The sequence below is a fragment of the Pseudomonas sp. Irchel 3A7 genome, from assembly GCF_900187565.1.
Classification (GTDB): domain Bacteria; phylum Pseudomonadota; class Gammaproteobacteria; order Pseudomonadales; family Pseudomonadaceae; genus Aquipseudomonas.
Genome location: NZ_FYED01000002.1, coordinates 1 through 18,445 on the forward strand (window position 1 = coordinate 1; position 18,445 = coordinate 18,445).

Annotated in this window: 13 protein-coding genes and 2 pseudogenes; 5 read left to right on the top strand and 10 right to left on the bottom strand. The window is 52.2% G+C overall.

Annotated features, from left to right (window positions below):
• Positions 1-508: 508 nt before the first annotated feature.
• Positions 509-661, top strand: a pseudogene (locus CKW21_RS02670) (transposase domain-containing protein); the annotation flags it as partial.
• 2 nt (positions 662-663) lie between these two features.
• On the opposite strand, the gene CKW21_RS02675 reads toward CKW21_RS02670, so the two are convergent.
• Positions 664-1,113: a GNAT family N-acetyltransferase gene (locus CKW21_RS02675; RefSeq protein WP_095192481.1), complete on the bottom strand. Its 450-nt coding sequence runs from the start codon at positions 1,111-1,113 to the stop codon at positions 664-666.
• 380 nt (positions 1,114-1,493) lie between these two features.
• Between CKW21_RS02675 and CKW21_RS02680 the strand changes: the two genes are divergently transcribed.
• The gene (locus CKW21_RS02680; protein ID WP_095192482.1) at positions 1,494-3,179 is read left to right on the top strand and encodes a sigma-54-dependent Fis family transcriptional regulator; all 1,686 of its coding nucleotides are present in this window, start codon (positions 1,494-1,496) and stop codon (positions 3,177-3,179) included.
• 118 nt (positions 3,180-3,297) lie between these two features.
• Here the strand turns inward: CKW21_RS02680 and CKW21_RS02685 are convergent, their stop codons facing one another.
• On the bottom strand, positions 3,298-4,017 hold the full coding sequence (locus CKW21_RS02685) for a hypothetical protein (protein WP_095192483.1): 720 nt from the start codon (positions 4,015-4,017) through the stop codon (positions 3,298-3,300).
• A gap of 439 nt (positions 4,018-4,456) precedes the next feature.
• Between CKW21_RS02685 and aceE the strand changes: the two genes are divergently transcribed.
• The gene (gene aceE / locus CKW21_RS02690; RefSeq protein WP_095192484.1) at positions 4,457-7,102 is read left to right on the top strand and encodes a pyruvate dehydrogenase (acetyl-transferring), homodimeric type; all 2,646 of its coding nucleotides are present in this window, start codon (positions 4,457-4,459) and stop codon (positions 7,100-7,102) included.
• 11 nt (positions 7,103-7,113) lie between these two features.
• Positions 7,114-8,766 (top strand): dihydrolipoyllysine-residue acetyltransferase, encoded by a 1,653-nt coding sequence (gene aceF, locus CKW21_RS02695; protein WP_095192485.1) that lies wholly within the window; start codon positions 7,114-7,116, stop codon positions 8,764-8,766.
• Between the two features lie 189 nt (positions 8,767-8,955).
• Here aceF and CKW21_RS02700 read toward each other — a convergent pair.
• Positions 8,956-9,210: pseudogene (locus tag CKW21_RS02700) on the bottom strand (ATP-binding protein); the annotation flags it as partial.
• Positions 9,177-9,344, bottom strand: a complete 168-nt coding sequence (locus CKW21_RS31430) for a hypothetical protein (RefSeq protein WP_170948616.1) — start codon at positions 9,342-9,344, stop codon at positions 9,177-9,179. The gene CKW21_RS31430 and the pseudogene CKW21_RS02700, both read right to left, overlap by 34 nt.
• A 400-nt stretch (positions 9,345-9,744) precedes the next feature.
• Here CKW21_RS31430 and CKW21_RS32150 point away from each other — a divergent pair, with 400 nt between their 5' ends.
• The gene (locus CKW21_RS32150) at positions 9,745-10,257 is read left to right on the top strand and encodes a lecithin retinol acyltransferase family protein (protein ID WP_095192486.1); all 513 of its coding nucleotides are present in this window, start codon (positions 9,745-9,747) and stop codon (positions 10,255-10,257) included.
• 266 nt (positions 10,258-10,523) lie between these two features.
• Here the strand turns inward: CKW21_RS32150 and CKW21_RS02710 are convergent, their stop codons facing one another.
• The 6 genes from CKW21_RS02710 to CKW21_RS02735 form a co-directional block, all read right to left on the bottom strand.
• Positions 10,524-11,741 carry an NAD(P)/FAD-dependent oxidoreductase gene (locus CKW21_RS02710; RefSeq protein ID WP_095192878.1) on the bottom strand — a complete coding sequence of 406 codons (1,218 nt, stop codon included), beginning with the start codon at positions 11,739-11,741 and terminating at the stop codon, positions 10,524-10,526.
• A gap of 225 nt (positions 11,742-11,966) precedes the next feature.
• The gene (locus tag CKW21_RS02715) at positions 11,967-12,611 is read right to left on the bottom strand and encodes an FMN-dependent NADH-azoreductase (RefSeq protein WP_095192487.1); all 645 of its coding nucleotides are present in this window, start codon (positions 12,609-12,611) and stop codon (positions 11,967-11,969) included.
• 28 nt (positions 12,612-12,639) lie between these two features.
• Complete coding sequence (locus tag CKW21_RS02720) at positions 12,640-13,152, bottom strand: Rrf2 family transcriptional regulator (protein WP_095192488.1); 513 nt, start codon at positions 13,150-13,152, stop codon at positions 12,640-12,642.
• A 62-nt stretch (positions 13,153-13,214) separates the two neighbouring features.
• Positions 13,215-13,655, bottom strand: a complete 441-nt coding sequence (locus CKW21_RS02725) for a carboxymuconolactone decarboxylase family protein (protein ID WP_095192489.1) — start codon at positions 13,653-13,655, stop codon at positions 13,215-13,217.
• A gap of 102 nt (positions 13,656-13,757) precedes the next feature.
• Positions 13,758-15,224 (bottom strand): efflux transporter outer membrane subunit, encoded by a 1,467-nt coding sequence (locus CKW21_RS02730; protein ID WP_095192490.1) that lies wholly within the window; start codon positions 15,222-15,224, stop codon positions 13,758-13,760.
• Between the two features lie 3 nt (positions 15,225-15,227).
• Positions 15,228-18,431 (bottom strand): efflux RND transporter permease subunit, encoded by a 3,204-nt coding sequence (locus CKW21_RS02735; RefSeq protein ID WP_095192491.1) that lies wholly within the window; start codon positions 18,429-18,431, stop codon positions 15,228-15,230.
• Between the last annotated feature and the right edge of the window lie 14 nt (positions 18,432-18,445).

Genomic DNA, 18,445 nt, shown 5'->3' on the forward strand with positions numbered 1-18,445 from the left:
TCCAGTCAGCCACGCACCCGAAATATCGATAAGCCCAGACACCTAGTTAGCTAGAGATGGTGTCCGCATAGTCGGACACCCTCTCAAAGTCTACGTAGCTGACTAGATGACATTGCCGAACGCTTACACTCTGCCGTCCGTTTTGACTGGCCCGAGCAATATGAAACGTTTCAGCTGAGTTAAGGGGTGATTTCAAGGCGATTCTCCAAATCCTTGAATCAAATTAGGTCATAAAGAGGGATAATAAAAATTCATTAATTTTACGCACGACATTCCTATAAGCAATGCCGAGGGTCTCAGGTTTCGTACAAACGACAAGACAGCTATGACGCTAGGCTGCGCGAAAACGTATTGAATTCGTCGAAAGCCGAGAGCGACGGGCGTTGCCTGCGCCCCCCCCTGCAGACGGAAGCGCGAATTACCTTAGTCAGCTACATAGGCGTTCGTAAATGCTGATCATTCGTTTGAGGATGTAGCCACATCAACTCGACGTTGCGCTCGGCCTCACGCGGCTGCAATCATGAGCCTGATCCAATCGGCGCGCATGAATGGGTATGATTCGTATGCCTACCTCAAAGATGTGCTGACGCGGCTGCCCACGCAGCAGGCCAGTGAGATCAATGATTTGTTGCCGCAGAACTGGGTAAATAGTCTGGGCTAATCCTACAGCCGCTTCTCCATAACGATGGTGCGCTCCGCCCCATGAAACTCGTCGCGGATTTTCTGATAATCCAACGCGGTATAAAACCTTTCAGCTGTAATCGACGATGGCACACGTACAGCTCCAATTCCTGCGCTGGCAGCAGTTGTATGTATGACATCCATCAAGCGCCGCCCGATACCGCCTTTCTGGTGAGCTGGGTCAACGAAAACACTTCTGACGACACCACTGTCGAGACCGGCAGTGCCAATAATGTTTTCGCCCAATAAGGCTACGAAGACCCTACGCTTCGTAATCTGTGTGGTGATGGCTTCAGGAAAAAAGCTCTGCTCAACCTGAGCGATCACATCAGGCGGATAGTCCTGTGAATTTGACTCAAGCAGGGCAGCTATAACTACGCGGTTTATCGCTGCTGCATCTCTGCTCGTGGCGGGACGAGCGTGGCATTCCATGCTGAGACCTCAATCCTAAAGGATTACAGCTTAGCGCATCGCAATGTGACTTCCCTGGACGCTTACAAACAGGTGAACACAATTGCTTGATATTTCACTCTAAAAGGCGTGGGTTTGGACTGCTATGAATAGTCAAAATTGGGTCATCCCTTCCCCGACTTACTGTCGTATCTTTTACCATTTGGTGCAATTGAAGGGCTATCCTTAATCAAGTGACCCAGCGTTTGAAAGCGATGTTAAGACGGGGTCAGGACCCTCTGAATCGGTTTTTTACAGAGCGCAATACCGTAAGAGTTCTGATGCGGAAGCCTGAAACGCCGCCTTCTAGGCGTTGGGTGCCGAATCATCCCCACAACAACAAAACTTAGGGGCGCGTTTGCATGACCACGAAATACCGAGCTGCAGAGCACTCAGCGCTGCTCAAAGATCTGACCGATCGCATTCATTTCCTCGGCAGTGAAGGGAAAATTTGGCTTGATGAGCAGCGGATGTTGCTGATGCAGGTTTCATCGATGGCGTCGTTTCGTCGAGAGCTCATCGATATGATTGGTGAGGAGCGCGCTAAAGGCTTTTTCCTTCGCCTGGGATACCAATCCGGACTTAAAGATGCTGAGTTAGCTCGTAAATTACGCCCCAACAGCAATGATATTGATATGTTTTTGATAGGCCCTCAGTTGCACTCGCTAAAGGGTATGGTGAAGGTCCGCCCAGTAGTCATGGATATCGATATTGAGGAGGGAACGTTCTACGCTGATATTGAATGGATCGACTCATTCGAAGTTGAGAATCACCAGAGCGAGCGACTGCATTCGGAGCAGCCAATCTGTTGGACCTTGCTTGGATACGCGATCAGTTATTCGTCGTTTTTCATTGGACGTCAGATCATTTACAAGGAAGTCAGTTGCCGCGGTCGTGGAGATAAGGATTGCCGCATCATCGGTAAACCCGCTGAAGAGTGGGAAGATGCAGATGCGTTCATGCGTTACTTCCAGAGTGACCCCATCATCGATGAGTTGCGTACTTTGCAGCTTCAGGTTGAAAACATGAATCAACGTCTGCAGATGCGTGCAGGCCAATTTTATGGGATTGGCCATTCTGCCAATTACCGTAAAACCTGTGACTTAATTGACAAGGTCGCGCCAGGTAAAGCATCTGTATTGCTACTTGGTGAAACTGGAGTTGGAAAGGAGGTCATCGCCCGTAGTTTGCATTTGCGTAGTGAACGTGCGGGAGGTCCTTTCGTCGCTTTGAACTGTGCGGCTATCAGCCCGGATCTGATAGAAGCTGAACTTTTTGGCGTTGAAAGAGGTGCATATACAGGGGCGCAACAATCACGCATGGGGCGTTTCGAGCGGGCAAATGGAGGTACGCTTTTTCTTGATGAAATTATCGAACTAACTCCTCGTGCCCAAGCGAGCCTATTGCGCGTTCTACAAGAGGGAGAACTTGAGCGCGTGGGCGATAGCCAGACTCGACGGGTTGACGTGCGCGTAATCGGTGCTACCCATGACGATCTGGGGCAAGCGGTAAAGGATGGAAGATTTCGAGCCGACCTTTATTACCGTCTGAATGTGTATCCCGTTCGGATTCCGGCATTACGTGATCGTAGAGAAGACATCCCTCTCTTGATTGAGCATTTCCTCGAGAAATTACACCTAAGCTACGATAAAAAGACCTTAGGATTATCTGATCGCGCCAATGAAGCGTGCCTACGCTATGACTGGCCGGGCAATATTCGTGAACTTGAAAATCTAATAGAGCGTGGCGTGATTATTACGGACAACAACCAGACCATTTCTGTGGAAGCGCTTTTTCCACAGATGTCCGTAGAAGCACTTAGCATTGGGCTTTCAAGCGAGGGTAATTTGATCAGTCAAAAGCTTCAACCTGCAGATGAATGGGTAGAAAGGCTCCTCGATCTGGGGGTGAGCCTCGATGATGTCGAGCATCAATTATTACAAGCAGCTATGGATCGAGCAAAACAGAACGTTTCTGAAGCTGCGCGCCTTCTTGGCCTAACGCGGCCCGCGCTTGCCTATCGATTGAAAAAATTACCTGAAGGTTAAGACATTGGTGTTCGCCATATTGGTCCCCTGCCTCTCAGAATCGAGAGTGCTAGTGATATTGGCACGTATCAGTCTTGGACCAATTTAAGAAGCCTCCTCGTTTTTCAGGAAAACAGACTTATTCAAGTCGAAAGTTACTGAGATCTATCGAGACTAACAACAAGTCTCGAATTGGCTTTAGATCATTGCCGCGCATATACGCGCGGCGTTTCGTTGGGAATGAAATACCGTTTACTTGGACGAAATCGCTGACGTACTGGGCAGCACGAAACCGTCCTGCCACATCAACCTGGTAGTCGTGTCGACGCAACAAAAAGTCTTCCCCAAAGTAAAAATCCTGTTCAATACAATGGCTTTCAATCTCCGTGGAGAATCGCGTCCGCAGTACCCGCCATACCTCATTTTCCTCTTGCCAAGGATCAATTTCTGAAACTTCGAACCGGTCCAATCCCAACAGGAACGGCGTGTTCAGATAGGTCCACATCGCATACCCGTTGAAATACGCAAGATGAAGAGGATCCCAGGGTGTGTCGATGGCGTGCCCAAGGAAAGACATCCTAGGATTAAGCCGTTCGCTCACGACAACATTCTCACTTGTCTCGATTGCGACACGGCCTCGTTCGAACACGCTATGCCATTCCGGGCGTCCGAATGGGTACGCAGACGCCGTCTGTTCATGAATTGTCGCAGTCATCTCGCGTGGAGTTCTAGTCGCTTCAAGTCCCTTCAAGGCCCACAACCCACCTCCGCCAATAATGGTGGCCGTGACGCGTGAAAATTTGTTCCAGCGATCAATCCCGCCGTGAGCCTGCAAGACTTGGGTCAATAAAACATTCATGAAACGTACCTCTCAATACGTGGCGAGTACCGATATGAGCAGTCAGAATCTTTTTTAAGTGTAGCGGGTGCATGGATAAAGCGAGACGGAAATACGGCTTTGCCGTTGTGGACCACCCATCTCAATTTTTAAGGTCCTTGGCCCCCGCTCCGAGTATGCCAGTGCTTAGCCGCTTGAGTTGATTCTAGGAATTGGAGCGCTCAGTTTCGAGGGAATTTAGCTTTCAATCACTAATTAGCGCCAATGTAGGCGCCGTAACCGGCTGGTGGGTCTCATTCAGAACCACCCAAGCCAATGCACGCTCTACACACAACGGTTCACACCGAGTAGCGCTTTACGTATTGGATGAATGGACTGCTGACCTTGTGAGCAATTGGATATTTTATTGGCTCAATTGCCCGCTTAACGTGGAGATCAAATCCCCACAGTGGTAATTGAAATGAAAGATCTCGATCCCTTAGAAACGCGAGAGTGGCTCGACGCACTGGAATCCGTGCTTGATAACGAAGGCCAGGATCGTGCTCACTTTTTGTTGACGCGCATGGGTGAGCTCGCCACCCGAGACGGCGCGCAACTGCCCTACGCCATCACCACTCCGTACCGCAATACAATCCCGGTTAGCCAGCAGGCCCTCTTGCCAGGCGACGCATTCCTGGAACGGCGTATTCGCTCGTTGGTTCGATGGAACGCATTGGCTATGGTCGTACGCGCCAACAAAAAAGACCCTGACCTTGGTGGCCATATCTCCAGCTTTGCCTCAAGCGCAACGCTGTATGACGTCGGCTTTAATTATTTTTTCCAGGCTCCCACTGACTCCCAAGGTGGCGATTTAATCTACTTCCAGGGCCACGCCTCCCCTGGCATTTATGCTCGCGCGTTCATGGAAGGCAGGATCAGCGAAGAACGTTTGAACAACTTCCGCCAGGAAGTCGATGGCAACGGTTTGTCGTCCTATCCGCACCCGTGGCTGATGCCCGACTTTTGGCAGTTTCCAACGGTCTCCATGGGCTTGGGTCCAATTCAGGCGATCTACCAGGCGCGCTTCATGAAGTACATGGAGGATCGGGGGTTCATCGAGCCCGGCAAGCAGAAAATCTGGTGCTTTATGGGGGATGGTGAATGTGATGAGCCGGAATCCCTCGGTGCGATCTCGCTGGCCGGTCGCGAGAAACTCGACAATCTGATCTTCGTCATCAACTGCAACCTGCAGCGGCTAGATGGCCCGGTTCGGGGCAACGGCAAGATTATCCAGGAACTGGAAGGTGTATTCCGTGGCGCGCGCTGGAATGTAAATAAAGTGGTTTGGGGCCGCCATTGGGACGAACTGTTGGCCAAGGATATCGACGGCATCCTGCAGCGTCGCATGGATGAAGTGATTGATGGTGAGTATCAGAATTACAAAGTTAAAGACGGTGCGTTCGTACGTGAGCACTTCTTCAACACGCCTGAGCTCAAGGCGATGGTTGCGCACATGTCCGACGACGATATCTGGAGGCTCAATCGTGGCGGTCATGATCCGCACAAGGTGTACGCGGCCTACCACCAAGCGGTAAACCACAAAGGCCAGCCGACTGTTGTTTTGGCCAAGACCATCAAGGGTTATGGAACCGGGGCCGGTCAAGCAAAAAACAATACACACAATGCCAAGAAGGTCGATATCGATAGCCTTAAGGCATTCCGCGATCGCTTTGAGATCCCCGTTAGCGATGACGACTTGGAGAAGCTGCCCTACATCAAGCCCGCAAATGACAGTGCTGAGGCACGTTACATGAATGCGCGGCGAGCGGCGTTAGGGGGCGCAATTCCTCAGCGCAGACAATCCAGCTTCAGTATCCCTACACCACCACTTGATAGCCTTAAAAGTCTGTTAGATGGCACGGGTGATCGCCAGATTTCGACCACTATGGCATTTGTGCGGATCTTGTCTCAATTGGTTCGCGACCAGAACATTGGCCCTCGCATCGTACCGATCATTCCTGATGAGGCGCGTACATTCGGCATGGAAGGCATGTTTCGCCAGTTGGGTATTTACTCCTCTGTTGGTCAGCTCTATGAGCCTGTCGACAAGGATCAGGTGATGTTTTATCGAGAGGACAAGAAGGGCCAGATCCTCGAAGAAGGCATCACTGAGTCGGGCGCCATGAGTTCGTTCATTGCTGCCGGCACCGCCTATAGCACCCACAATCAGCCGATGCTGCCGTTTTATGTGTTCTATTCCATGTTCGGTTTTCAACGCATTGGTGACCTGGCTTGGGCCGCAGGCGACAGTTTGACTCGCGGATTCCTCGTAGGAGGCACTGCCGGCCGCACAACCATCAATGGTGAGGGGCTGCAGCACGAAGACGGCCACAGCCATCTCATGGCGTCGACAATACCGAACTGCCGTACCTTTGATCCGACCTACGGCTATGAGTTGGCAGTGATCATCCAAGACGGCGTGAAAAAGATGACCGAGGAGCAGCAGGACGTTTTCTACTACATCACGGTGATGAATGAGAACTACATCCAGCCCGCCATGCCTGCCGGCGCCGAAGAAGGCATCAAGAAAGGCATGTACCTGCTCGAAGAAGACAACCGCGAAGCGGCGCATCACGTTCAACTGATGGGCTCCGGCACCATCCTGCTTGAAGTACGGGAAGCAGCCAAGATCTTGCGCGACCAGTTCAATGTTGCCGTTGATGTCTGGAGCGTCACCAGCTTCAACGAACTGCGGCGTGACGGGCTCGCTGTCGAGCGCCGCAATCGTATGCATCCAGGCGATAAACCAGCTCGTACTTACATTGAAGAGTGCTTGGACGGCCGTAAAGGTCCACTCATTGCCTCAACCGACTATATGAAGCTTTACGCCGATCAAATTCGCCAGTGGGTGCACGGGCGTGAATTTAAAGTACTCGGCACCGATGGGTTTGGACGAAGCGACTCCCGCAAACAGCTGCGCCATTTTTTCGAGGTTGATCGTCGTTGGATCGTGCTGGCAGCCTTGGAAGCGCTTGCTGAACGCGGCGAAATTGAGCGCAAAGTAGTTTCAGAGACAATTAGCCAATTCGGAATTGATCCGGAAAAACCAAACCCTCTGGATTGCTAAGGAGCTTTTCCGTGAACGAAATCATTCGCGTACCCAACATCGGCAACGGTGACGGCGAAGTCATCGAGCTGTTTGTGCAAGCCGGTGACCGCATTGAAGCAGAACAAAGCATTCTTACTCTGGAATCAGACAAGGCCAGTATGGAAGTGCCTACACCGAAAGCAGGTGTCATTAAGAGTCTGAAGGTGAATCTGGGCGATCGTCTGAAAGAAGGCGACGAACTGATTGTTCTGGAAACTGAAGATGCAGAAGTATCGGTGCCTATGCATGCACTCGTCCAGCCGACTGCCCCTAATGTAGAGCCAACTGGCGCCCATGCAACTGAAATGCCTTCTGTTGCCGCGCCAGGCAATAGCACTCAGCAAGTGTTGGTCCCTGACATCGGTTCTTCGGGTAAGGCACAGATCATTGAAATCCAAGTCAAGGTCGGCGACTCGGTCGAGGCAGACCAGTCGCTGATAACTTTGGAGTCGGACAAAGCGAGCATGGAGATCCCTTCACCCAGCCCGGGAGTAGTCGAAAGTCTCAACGTCAAGCTAAACGACCAAATTGGCTCTGGTGATCTTATTTTGGTGTTGAAGGTTGCTGGTGAGATGGGCGTAAAGCCGCAAGCACCGAAAGAGGTACCCGCGTCAGTTGAGACACCAGCCGCCTCCTCTACCGCAACGATCGCCCACCCCCCTGGCGATCAAAAAAACGAGATTGCTACGCAAGCATCGAATGTCGTGTTAGCCAAGGCATCTGCCAAGGTTCACGCCGGCCCAGCCGTGCGTCAACTGGCCCGTGAATTTGGCGTTGATCTGAGCGCTGTTGGTGCCAGTGGCCCGCACGGACGCATCCTCAAAGAAGACGTGCAGGTTTACGTTAAAGCCATGATGCAGAAGGCCAAGGAAGCGCCGGCCGCTGCTGCTGGCGCAACCAGTGGCGCGGGCATATCTCCGATTCCGGTCGTGGACTTCAGCCGTTTCGGCGAAATCGAAGAAGTGCCGATGCCACGCCTGATGCAGGTCGGTGCTGCCAACCTGCACCGCAGTTGGCTGAACGTACCGCACGTGACGCAATTCGACTCGGCCGATGTCACCGAACTCGAAGCGTTCCGTAACGCCCACAAAGCCTTTGCAGAGAAGGCCGGCGTCAAGCTGACCATCTTACCATTGCTGCTCAAGTCCTGCGCACACCTGCTCACGGAACTGCCGGACTTCAACAGCTCGCTGGCTCCGAACGGCAAAGCGATCATCCGCAAGAAATACGTGAACATCGGCTTCGCAGTCGACACCCCTGATGGCCTGTTAGTACCGGTGATCAAGAACGTCGACCAGAAGAGCCTGCTGCAACTGGCCGCCGAAGCTGCTTCCCTGGCTGATAAAGCCCGGACCAAAAAGCTTTCGTCGGACGAGATGCAAGGCGCCGGCTTCACCATTTCCAGCCTCGGCCACATTGGCGGCACCGGCTTCACGCCGATCGTCAACGCGCCAGAAGTGGCGATCCTCGGTGTTTCCAAGGCAACCATCCAGCCAGTCTGGGACGGCAACGCTTTCCAGCCGAAATTGATGCTGCCGCTGTCGCTGTCCTACGATCACCGTGTGATCAACGGCGCCGCCGCTGCACGCTTCACCAAGCGGCTAAGTGCGTTGCTTGGCGACTTACGGGAGCTATTGATGTAAGGCTTAAGAAGTCCGTGACTTGTCGGCGCTGATTGAAAGCTGACCCACCCTGCCGATTGAAAATTGACCCAGGCGGATTGCTGATTTTGGCATCAGCAATTGTGGATAATCTTAGCAGTTGTGTCCCGGTGGAAGAGGCATTAAAACCCCACCGCATGTGGGCATGCGGCAGGGTATTTTCGGTGCAGATCAAAACAGCTCATCGTCCTCGGCACCATCATTGTCTTTGCGCTTTCGTTCTCGTGATTTGATCTTGGTCTGGACGACCAAGCTGCGGTGTTGCAGGCGGTAGGACTCGTTGCCCATTTCGACGATGTGGCAGTGGTGTGTCAGCCGATCCTGCAACGCTGTTGTCATCTTGGCGCCACCAAACACGCTCGACCATTCCGAGAAGCTGAGGTTGGTGGTGATCACCACGCTGGTGTGGTCGTACAGCTTTCCCAGCCGGGAGCGACGTTGCAGAAGTCCGGGTCGAACAGGTAGTGCGCACACATCACGGCAAACCGGGCATTGACCGTGCGGCCGTTACCCTTGTTGACCTTCTCGACAGCGGTCCTCATGTTGTCGTAGATGCGCACCTAACCATGGTCCTTTCCATACGTGGCAAAGTTGTAATGCTTTGTGTCAGAAGTTACTTGTGCGCGAGATCTTCGATAACTGGTATTCCTGAATTTCATTCAACATTGTCACCGTACTCAAACGGAAAAGCTCGTACAAGCTTTATGAACTTCAGATTTTTATAGAGCGGAATAGTTCCATTGCTGCATGTGTCATTTATCTGGAAAACATCGCCAAGCAGCATAGGAATTCAGTGAAAATAGTCGATTTATCATTTGATTAAGTGGTAAACATCTCCTTTGACCTTTTAGTAAATCAAAACTCGTGATTACGTCGTTAAGCCTCCTATTTATGGGCTCAGCGGATGGCGCGCTTTATGCTTGCCACAGTGTGAGACCTGGCACAAAAGCGTACTAGACCATGAACACTTTAAGCTGTTCCTCTACAGAACGACACCCAAATGCACTTTGGTTTGATTTCGACTGGTCTTCATTGATCGATGTTTCTCCAGGCAGTCACTTGATCACCTCCCGAAATGGGTATATTCACCATGGAATTTACCTTGGAGAACAGCAAGTTATCCACTACGCAGGGATGTGTAGTGGCTTTGATATAGGTCCCATTGAAATCATACATTTGACCCACTTCGCCAATGGCAGGCAGGTTCGTGTCAGAAGGCACATGCAAGCCGGATTCAAGCCTGACGTAGTTTTAGAGCGAGCACTCTCACGGCTGGGCGAAACTCGTTATAGACTGCTAACAAATAATTGCGAACACTTTTGCTATTGGAGCCTTTTCGGAAAAAGTGAAAGCCCACAAGTGCAAGATGTGTTGAGCCATCCGTCAAAGGCAATAAAATTAATTATGCGGTCTTGGCCGATAGTAATGGCTTTATATTTACCGGCATTTCGTAAGTTTTTTGCGCTCAATTAGCAGTGTAATTGCGAATGATTCCCCTGTTTGCATTTAAACCTGTCCTAGGCGTTATTACCGGCCAGGGCTTTGGTGGCGACCCCACTGCAGTAACCCCATTATTTGATGCTGTGAATGCGCAGAAACGTGCTCAGGAAGGTACGCGGATCAGGGTTGTAGAACATAGAAATCAAGCCATTGCAGAGGAGAAGTGCCAAGCCTGCACTATTGAATGCGTGGTCCACAGAATACAGGCTCGGTACTTGCCCTAGGCACTTGATCACTAGTTAGGCAACTACTTTACGCGCCGGGTCAGCAGACGCAAGTGCGTCGGTGCGGCTCGGGCGTGGTGGATAGATCCATTCGGAGTTGATCTTGTGTTTGAGAGCTTTAGCTTCCTCACCGACCAACTTAATCTCGCGATCCCAGCCTTCGGTATAAACAGCGCCCCACGAACCGAGATCAAGGCAAGTCACGTAGAACGGTTGCTCGTAAGGCAAGGTAGGCAAGCCAAGCAGATCAGCTGCCACGTTGTGGCCAGCGTAGCGCCCCATGTTCATAGCGTGTTGGCAGGACATCATTGCATGGTTCCCTTGGTCGTCAACCAAGGCAAGTGCAACATCACCTGCAGCGAAAACATCGCTAACACCAGCAACACGCAGGTCGCGAGCAACATGCAGACGACCAAGACGATCTCGCTCGGTTGATACTTGCTCAGTGAGTGAGCTAGCGCGCATGCCACCGGTCCAGATCACCGTTTGGCTTTCGATGCGCTCTCCCTTATTAGTGAACAGTCCATTTACATCAACAGACACTACCGACGAACCCAACCGGCATTCAATTCCGAGATCGGTGAGTGCTTGAATAATAACCGGGCGCGGGCCAGCGCCAAGATCAGGACCGATTTGGGACGCCTGTTCAACGACAACCACCTTGATATCAGCGTCTTCACCTAAAATACAGCGTAGGCGTTGGGGGAGTTCGCAGGCGATTTCGATACCTGTGAAGCCGCCACCTACGACAACGACGGTATTGCGACCGGTCGATACAGGGCGATCTGCAAGACGAGCCAGATGCACGTCCAATTCGCACGCTTCGTCGATTTGGTCGATGCTGAAGGTGTGCTCGCCAACGCCTGGCAACGGAGGACGGAACAGCCTGCTACCCGTTGTCAACACCATTTTGTCGTAAGACAGATTGAATCTCATGCCGTTTTCGTCAGTCGCGTCGACGTTTTTGCCCTGGGTATTTATATGAGTTACATGTCCACGGATATAACGCACGCCAGCAGCTTCGAGCAGCGGGAGCAGCGGTGTTGTCATGGCTGAGGGAGTTTTTTCGTGTAGACGAGGCCGCATGTGCAGGACAGGTTCAGGGGAAATCAGAGTGATATCAATTGCACCGTGGCCAGTAGCCCGGCCCTGCTCTTCGAGAACACGTGCTGCACCAAGTGCGCTCCACATGCCAGCAAAACCGGACCCGATAATCAAAACTCTTTTAGACATTGTGATGTACTCCATCTTTGATAACAAAATCCTGAATGACAGGACTGCAGACAACTACGAATAACTTATTCGCAGTTTTATTATAGATTCATTTTTTATCAGGCAAGGTAAAAAAACTTTATAAGTCAGCAATTTAAAACATAAAAACCCGCACAGAAAAAACTCTGATAGCCAGTTGATGCTTCTTTGAAGCGCGCTTACAGCAAGTTATTTTTCACCGTATACTTACTGAAAATTCTGCTCTTTTGCCCATTTTCGAGCCACGTCCGACAACTGATTACGGGCTCTTTCCAACGCTTTTTCACGCTCCTCGGCTGCTGCAAATTGCGTAGGTTGTGCATTGACGAATGAAGGATTTTGAACACCTATGAAGCCAAATGCCGCTTTGAGGGATGGGGTTAGTGCGTCCATATGGGACAGCGGCATACCCGCACGCATGTCTGTGCCTCTGGTAGTGATGAATAAAGCTTTCTGTCGGGTCAATTGACCGATGTATTGGCCTGAACTGCTGACTACATATGTCAATTCAGCCCGAATGATATTGTCTATAAAAGCTTTAAAAACTGAAGGGTAAGAGAAGTTATGCATGGGCATAGCGAATAGGAGTGCATCAGCGTCCAAGACTCGTTGACATAACTCTGTGGATCGAGCCAGAGCCTGTTCCATTGCTGCCGTGCGCTGCACAGCAGGAGTGTACGCGGCGATGGTGAACAATTCGTCAATGTATGACGGGGGATTTTTCGTCAAATCCAGGTAGTCGATATCGAGCTCTACATTTTGCTTCCGTAGGCAAGATACAAAGTGGCGGGCTAGACTTCGCGAAATGGAACGTTCACTTTTTGGACTAGCATCGACATGCAGCAGCTTCATGTACGCACTCCTATAGTTATTTGTATTTTTAATGCCGGTATTGCCTTCTGCGTTGAAGCCAAGTCATCACTGAATCCTGATGTTCTACAGGCTCGCTTGCGATGACTTGGTAAGTGAGATGGGCCAACGTATGCATAGCTAAGCTTTCCTCTAAGCGCGTTTGCGCCTCGTACATTATAGAGCTGATTTTGCACGTTCCTTGAGAAGCCCAGGCAGAAGATTGACCAATGAATACTGCGCAACGCCCTCGAATATTTTTACAATCGAAGATGCCTTTCTGTCCATCAATCGCCCGCACGACATCTAGTACGGTAATATTTTCGCTAGGTCGAGCCAGTCTATAGCCTCCACTGACGCCTTCTGTCGCGTTTACTAGGCCCGCCTTTCGCAGCTTGTTGAACACCTTGGCCAAGTACTCGATTGGAACGCCCTGCAGTTCGGCCAAGTCCCGCACGCTGGGATTGCTGATTCCCTTTGGTAGGTTGACCAGATAAAGCAGGCAATGCAGGCCGTATTCCACCCCCGTACTAATATGCGTCACGACACACTCCGGCAATAGTGGTCTAAGTTTATTCTGCACCCATAAGTAAACGAGGTGTTCTATCAGGTGCTCGGTTTCTGGCGAAAACTGACGGCAAGCCGGTTCCAACAACTGATAGCGTTTATCGCCATGGTCAGGTCAACCATCTCTGCGTCGGCAAATTCAGCTCGCAACGCTTCGTAGACTTCGTCTGATACGTCGCTGCCAGTCATTTGAGTGAGTGCCTCTGTCCAAGCGAGAGCAGCTTTTTCACGTGGGCTGAAGAAGTCACTACTACGCCACACAGAAATCGAAAACAAGCGACGGTCAGACTCTCCCAACCGGCGCGCATCAATCGAATGCATGTCCGTGCAAAACGCACAGTGGTTGAGTTGTGAGGCGCGAATTTTGATCAGATGCAATAAAGGTTCATCAATACTTAAATTGCTGGTCATAGCCTCCAGGGTAATCATAGCCTTCATCGCCCGGGGTGACGCGGCATAGTAATCCAGTCGAGATTCCATCAGTTGGCTCCATCTCAGTTGTGTTACGAATGTATGGTGTCCTGCAAGTGCAGACCACCACCAATACTCAGAAAAATCAGCAGGCCATTGACCTGCTGGTCTTCACCGTGACTTCGTAAAAGACTCGCGATCATTGCTGGCTACAGCTACAGGCTCGTTCACCACCTTTCCCCATCCACCTCCCAGTGCCTTAATCAAACCAACGTAAGCTTTAGCACGCTGTCCCAAAACCTGGGCCTGAGCCCGCTGAGACACCAGGCTGGTACGTTGGGCATCAATACTCTCGAAATAGCTCGTGTAGCCGTTGACATATCGTGCATCAGCCAACGAGGCCGCTCGCTTGGCCGCGTTCACAGCCTCGTCCTGAAAGGCCAGTTCACGATTGAGTGTGCGTATGGCGCTAAGACTGTCTTCTACCTCTTTAAAACCGATCAGAACTTGGTTCTTGTAAGAGGCTACCGCGCCGTCATAGCGGGCATCCGCTTTGTCTAGATTTGCTTGGTTACGGCTACCATCAAGCAACGGCATGTTGAGTACTGTGCCAACCAAAGGTCCAAGCAGCCAACTGCGGCTCGACCAGTTGAACAGATTACTCAAGTCGCTAGACTCGAACCCGCCAGAAGCGGTCAAAACCAGGCGCGGGAAAAACGCCGATTTTGCGACGCCTATACGGGCGCTCGCGGCCGCTAACTGGCGTTGTGCTTGCGCGATATCTGGACGCCGCTCAAGGAGATCCGAAGGTAATCCCGCGGGGATTTCCACCGGCCGGGCCACCAATGGTGCACCGGCAAAAGTGAAGTTTGCGGGTGGTTTGCCAAGGAGTACGGCGAGCGCGTGATCATTGGCCGAGCGCTCACGCCGCGCACCTTCCAGTGACGCCTGAGCTGTCGCCAGCTCAGTACGTGCTTGGGCGGTTTCAAGCTCGCTACGGTCCCCCGTATCGAACTGACGTTGAACCATTGCCAAAGACTCATGACGTAATTTAATGGTGTCTTCAAGGATGGCGATTTCGCTATCGAGCGTACGCAGGCTGAAATAGGTCTGCGCTACATCCGATTGCAGCGCCAATAGGACGGAGCGATAGGCCGCCTCCTCTCCCATTGCTTCCAAGGTTGCTGCTCGAGTGTTGTCTGCGAGTCCGCCGAAGAGATCTACCTCATAGGAAGCATTTATTTGAGTCTTTAAGATCGTCTGTGATGAACCTGCAGCACCTTGCCGTGTGGGTCCAGCGCCCAACCCAAGCTGAAAGCTACTGTCAGCTTTGGCCAGGCCGGCAAGTGCCCTTGCTTCTTGAACACGTGATAACGCCACAGTAAGTGTAGGATTGGCTTGACTCGCCGCCACGATAAATCCACTGAGTTGGTCATCACCAAACACCTTCCACCACTGACCACGATCGATTGCATCGGACGGCACGCCGACTTTCCAACGATCAGCATTTTCCTTGGCGACTTCGCGATACATCGCAGGTACGTCAACATCTGTGGTCTCTGCTGGCTTGCTGAGAGAGCAGCCGGCCAGCAGGATGCTGATGCTTAAGAGACTGATTGCGAATGATCTGTATTTCATGGCTCAAACCTCCCGAATAACTGGATGAGAGACTGGTTCTTGCGCGGTGTTTACAAGTAACTCTTTGTTAGGGCGTGAGAAGCGTACCGACAACTGCCTTAGAAGCACGTAAAAAACTGGGGTCAAGAACAAGCCAAAAAACGTCACACCAATCATTCCGGTGAATACCGCGACGCCCATGGCTTGACGCATTTCTGCACCAGCACCACTAGAGATGATCAAAGGCACAACACCAGCGATGAATGCAATGGAAGTCATCAAGATTGGCCGCAGGCGTAGACGCGAAGCTTCGATTGCAGCCTGTCGAATCGAGCGACCTTGGTGTTCCAGTTCGTGAGCGAACTCGACAATCAAAATCGCGTTCTTACATGCCAGGCCCACGAGCACCACGAAACTGATTTGCGTGAACAGGTTGTTGTCACCTCCGGTCAACCAAACTCCGGCGATAGCGGATAGGATGCCCATTGGAACAATCAGCAAAACAGCTATTGGCAGGGTCAAGCTTTCATACTGTGCGGCGAGCACGAAGAAAACCAGCAGCATCGACAAAGGTAAGATGATGAACAGCGTGTTGCCGGCGATCTTGTTCTGGTAGGTAAGCTCGGTCCACTCGTACCCTATGCCCCGCGGCAATGTTTCGGCAGCAATGCGTTCGATCGCTTCCAGCGCTTGGCCGCTGCTGTATCCTGGAGCTGGTCCGCCACTAACGTCTGCCGAAGGGAAGCCGTTGTAGCGCATGGCCTGATCCGGACCATAGGTCTGGGTCATTTTCAACACCGACGCAAGCGGTACCATGTCACCTTTATCGCTACGTGCCTTGAACAACCCAATGTCTTCAGCGTGACCGCGGAATTCGGCGTCAGCCTGAACCTTGACCTGGAAGGTGCGCCCGAATTTGTTGAAGTCGTTGACGTATATCGAACCCAGGTAGATTTGCAGTGTTTCGAATACCGACGGGATTGAAACCCCCAACTGCTGGGCACGAGTTCGGTCGACATCGGCATACAGTTGCGGCACGTTCATCTGGAAGCTGGAGAACATGCCGGCAAGTTCAGGTGCCTGTTTGGCCTTGGCCATGAAGGCCTGCAGCGCATTATTCAATGCCGGTGTGCCGAGCGCGGCCCGGTCCTGCAACTGCAACTTGAAGCCGCCTACGTTACCCATGCCGGACACGGGTGGCGGCGGAAATACTGCGGTGTAGGCGCCTTTGATATCGCCGAATTTGGCATTGAGCTGGGCAGCAATTTCATTGCCCGTCATGCCGGGTCCTTTACGCTCGGCAAAATCCTTGAGCACGAAGAATGCAACACCGGAATTAGGGCTGCTGACGAAGCCGTTGATGGTCCAGCCGGCATAACCGGTAACAGCCTCCACGCCCGGAACTGCAAGTGCAGTGCTGGTCATGTCGCGCAACACGGCTTCAGTACGATCCAAGGAAGCGGCGTCAGGTAGTTGAACAAAGCCCACCAGGTATTGTTTGTCTTGTGGCGGGACAAATCCTGCCGGTACCTTGTTGAAAATCAACACAGCCACAACGACCAATACGCCGTAAACCAGCAACGCCAGTGACTTGCGCTTGAGTACCTTGGAAACACTTGTCCCGTAGTTATCGGAGGCGCGACCGAACAGCCGGTTGAAGTGCTTGAAGAAGCCACCGAAAACTTTATCGAATGCTTTTTGAAACGCATCCTTTGGCGCGTCGTGCCCCTTGAGCAGCATGGCAGCCAAGGCCGGCGACAAGGTCAAGGAGTTGAACGCGGAGATCACAGTGGAAATGGCAATGGTCAAGGCGAACTGCTTAAAGAACTGTCCGCTGAGCCCACTGACGAACGCCAACGGCACGAAAACCGCACACAAGGTCAACGCGATCGCAACGATCGGCCCCGATACTTCGCGCATAGCCTGGTAGGTCGCGTCTCGGGCCGACAGACCGAGGGCGATATTACGTTCGACGTTTTCGACCACTACGATCGCATCGTCGACCACGACCCCGATGGCCAACACTAATCCAAACAGACTCAACGCGTTGATCGAAAATCCCATCATCAACATGATGGCGAATGTACCCACCACCGATACCGGTACGGCCAGCAGCGGAATGATCGAGGCACGCCATGTTTGGAGGAAAATAATGACAACTAGAACGACCAGCACGATGGCTTCAAGCAGCGTATGAATAACCGCATCAATCGAAGAGCGAACGAATTGCGTCGGGTCGTAGATCACCTGATAGTCCACGCCTTCAGGCATGTCCTTTTTCAGTTCGGCCATGGTCTTGCGCACATTGTCGGAAATCTGCAGCGCGTTGGAACCTGGCAGTTGGTAGATGAGGATGGCGTTAGCCTGCTTGTTGTCGACCAACGTGCGCAACGCGTATTCGCCAGCCGCAAGTTCTACCCGGGCAACATCACGCAAACGCGTGACGCGGCCGTCCGCCGAGGTACGGACAATCACATCGCGGAATTCTTCTTCTGTTGTCAATCGGCCACGAGCGTTTACCGAAATCTGATAGTCGACGCCGGGCGCAGAAGGCGATGCACCGATCACTCCGGCTGCGGCGTTTACATTCTGCTCACGCAGCGCCTGCACCACATCACCGGCGGCCAGGTTGCGGGCCGCCAGCTTGCGCGGATCGAGCCAGATACGCATCGCGTAATCGCCCGAGCCCGCCACTTGAACCTGGCCGACACCTGGGAGACGTGCGAGCTGGTCCTTGATATTGATCAGGGAATAGTTGCGAAGGTACTGCATGTCATAGCGTTCGTTGGGTGAACGCAAGTGCACAACCATCGTGAGGTCAGGCGAGCTTTTAAGAGTGGTGACGCCAAGGCGCTGCACCGCTTCGGGCAGGCGCGGCAATGCCTGGTTTACCCGGTTCTGCACCATTTGCTGCGCAAGGTCGGGATTGGTGCCGAGCTTGAACGTCACCGTCAGCGTCAGTTGCCCGTCAGGCGTGGCCTGGGAATTCATGTACAGCATCCCTTCCACACCGTTGATCTGCTCCTCCATGGGCGTTGCAACTGTCTCGGCAATAGTCTGAGGGTGCGCACCGGGATATTGAGCCTTCACCACGACCGATGGTGGCGCGACATCGGGATACTCAGATATGGGCAGATTAAAAATAGCAATCAGACCTGCTATGAAGATGATCGCAGAGAGGACTCCAGCGAAAATCGGGCGATCAATGAAAAAACGCGAAATGTTCATGAGTGCCTCTCCTC

Bases quoted from the DNA above. Each gene is read 5' to 3' on its own strand.
- aceE (WP_095192484.1), top strand. From the start codon at position 4,457: ATGAAAGATCTCGATCCCTTAGAAACGCGAGAGTGGCTCGACGCACTG.
- CKW21_RS02725 (WP_095192489.1), bottom strand. From the start codon at position 13,655: ATGGAATCTCGACTGGATTACTATGCCGCGTCACCCCGGGCGATGAAG.
- CKW21_RS02675 (WP_095192481.1), bottom strand. From the start codon at position 1,113: ATGGAATGCCACGCTCGTCCCGCCACGAGCAGAGATGCAGCAGCGATA.
- CKW21_RS02685 (WP_095192483.1), bottom strand. From the start codon at position 4,017: ATGAATGTTTTATTGACCCAAGTCTTGCAGGCTCACGGCGGGATTGAT.
- CKW21_RS02680 (WP_095192482.1), top strand. From the start codon at position 1,494: ATGACCACGAAATACCGAGCTGCAGAGCACTCAGCGCTGCTCAAAGAT.
- CKW21_RS02715 (WP_095192487.1), bottom strand. From the start codon at position 12,611: ATGAAGCTGCTGCATGTCGATGCTAGTCCAAAAAGTGAACGTTCCATT.
- CKW21_RS02735 (WP_095192491.1), bottom strand. From the start codon at position 18,431: ATGAACATTTCGCGTTTTTTCATTGATCGCCCGATTTTCGCTGGAGTC.
- CKW21_RS02710 (WP_095192878.1), bottom strand. From the start codon at position 11,741: ATGTCTAAAAGAGTTTTGATTATCGGGTCCGGTTTTGCTGGCATGTGG.
- CKW21_RS02730 (WP_095192490.1), bottom strand. From the start codon at position 15,224: ATGAAATACAGATCATTCGCAATCAGTCTCTTAAGCATCAGCATCCTG.
- CKW21_RS32150 (WP_095192486.1), top strand. From the start codon at position 9,745: ATGAACACTTTAAGCTGTTCCTCTACAGAACGACACCCAAATGCACTT.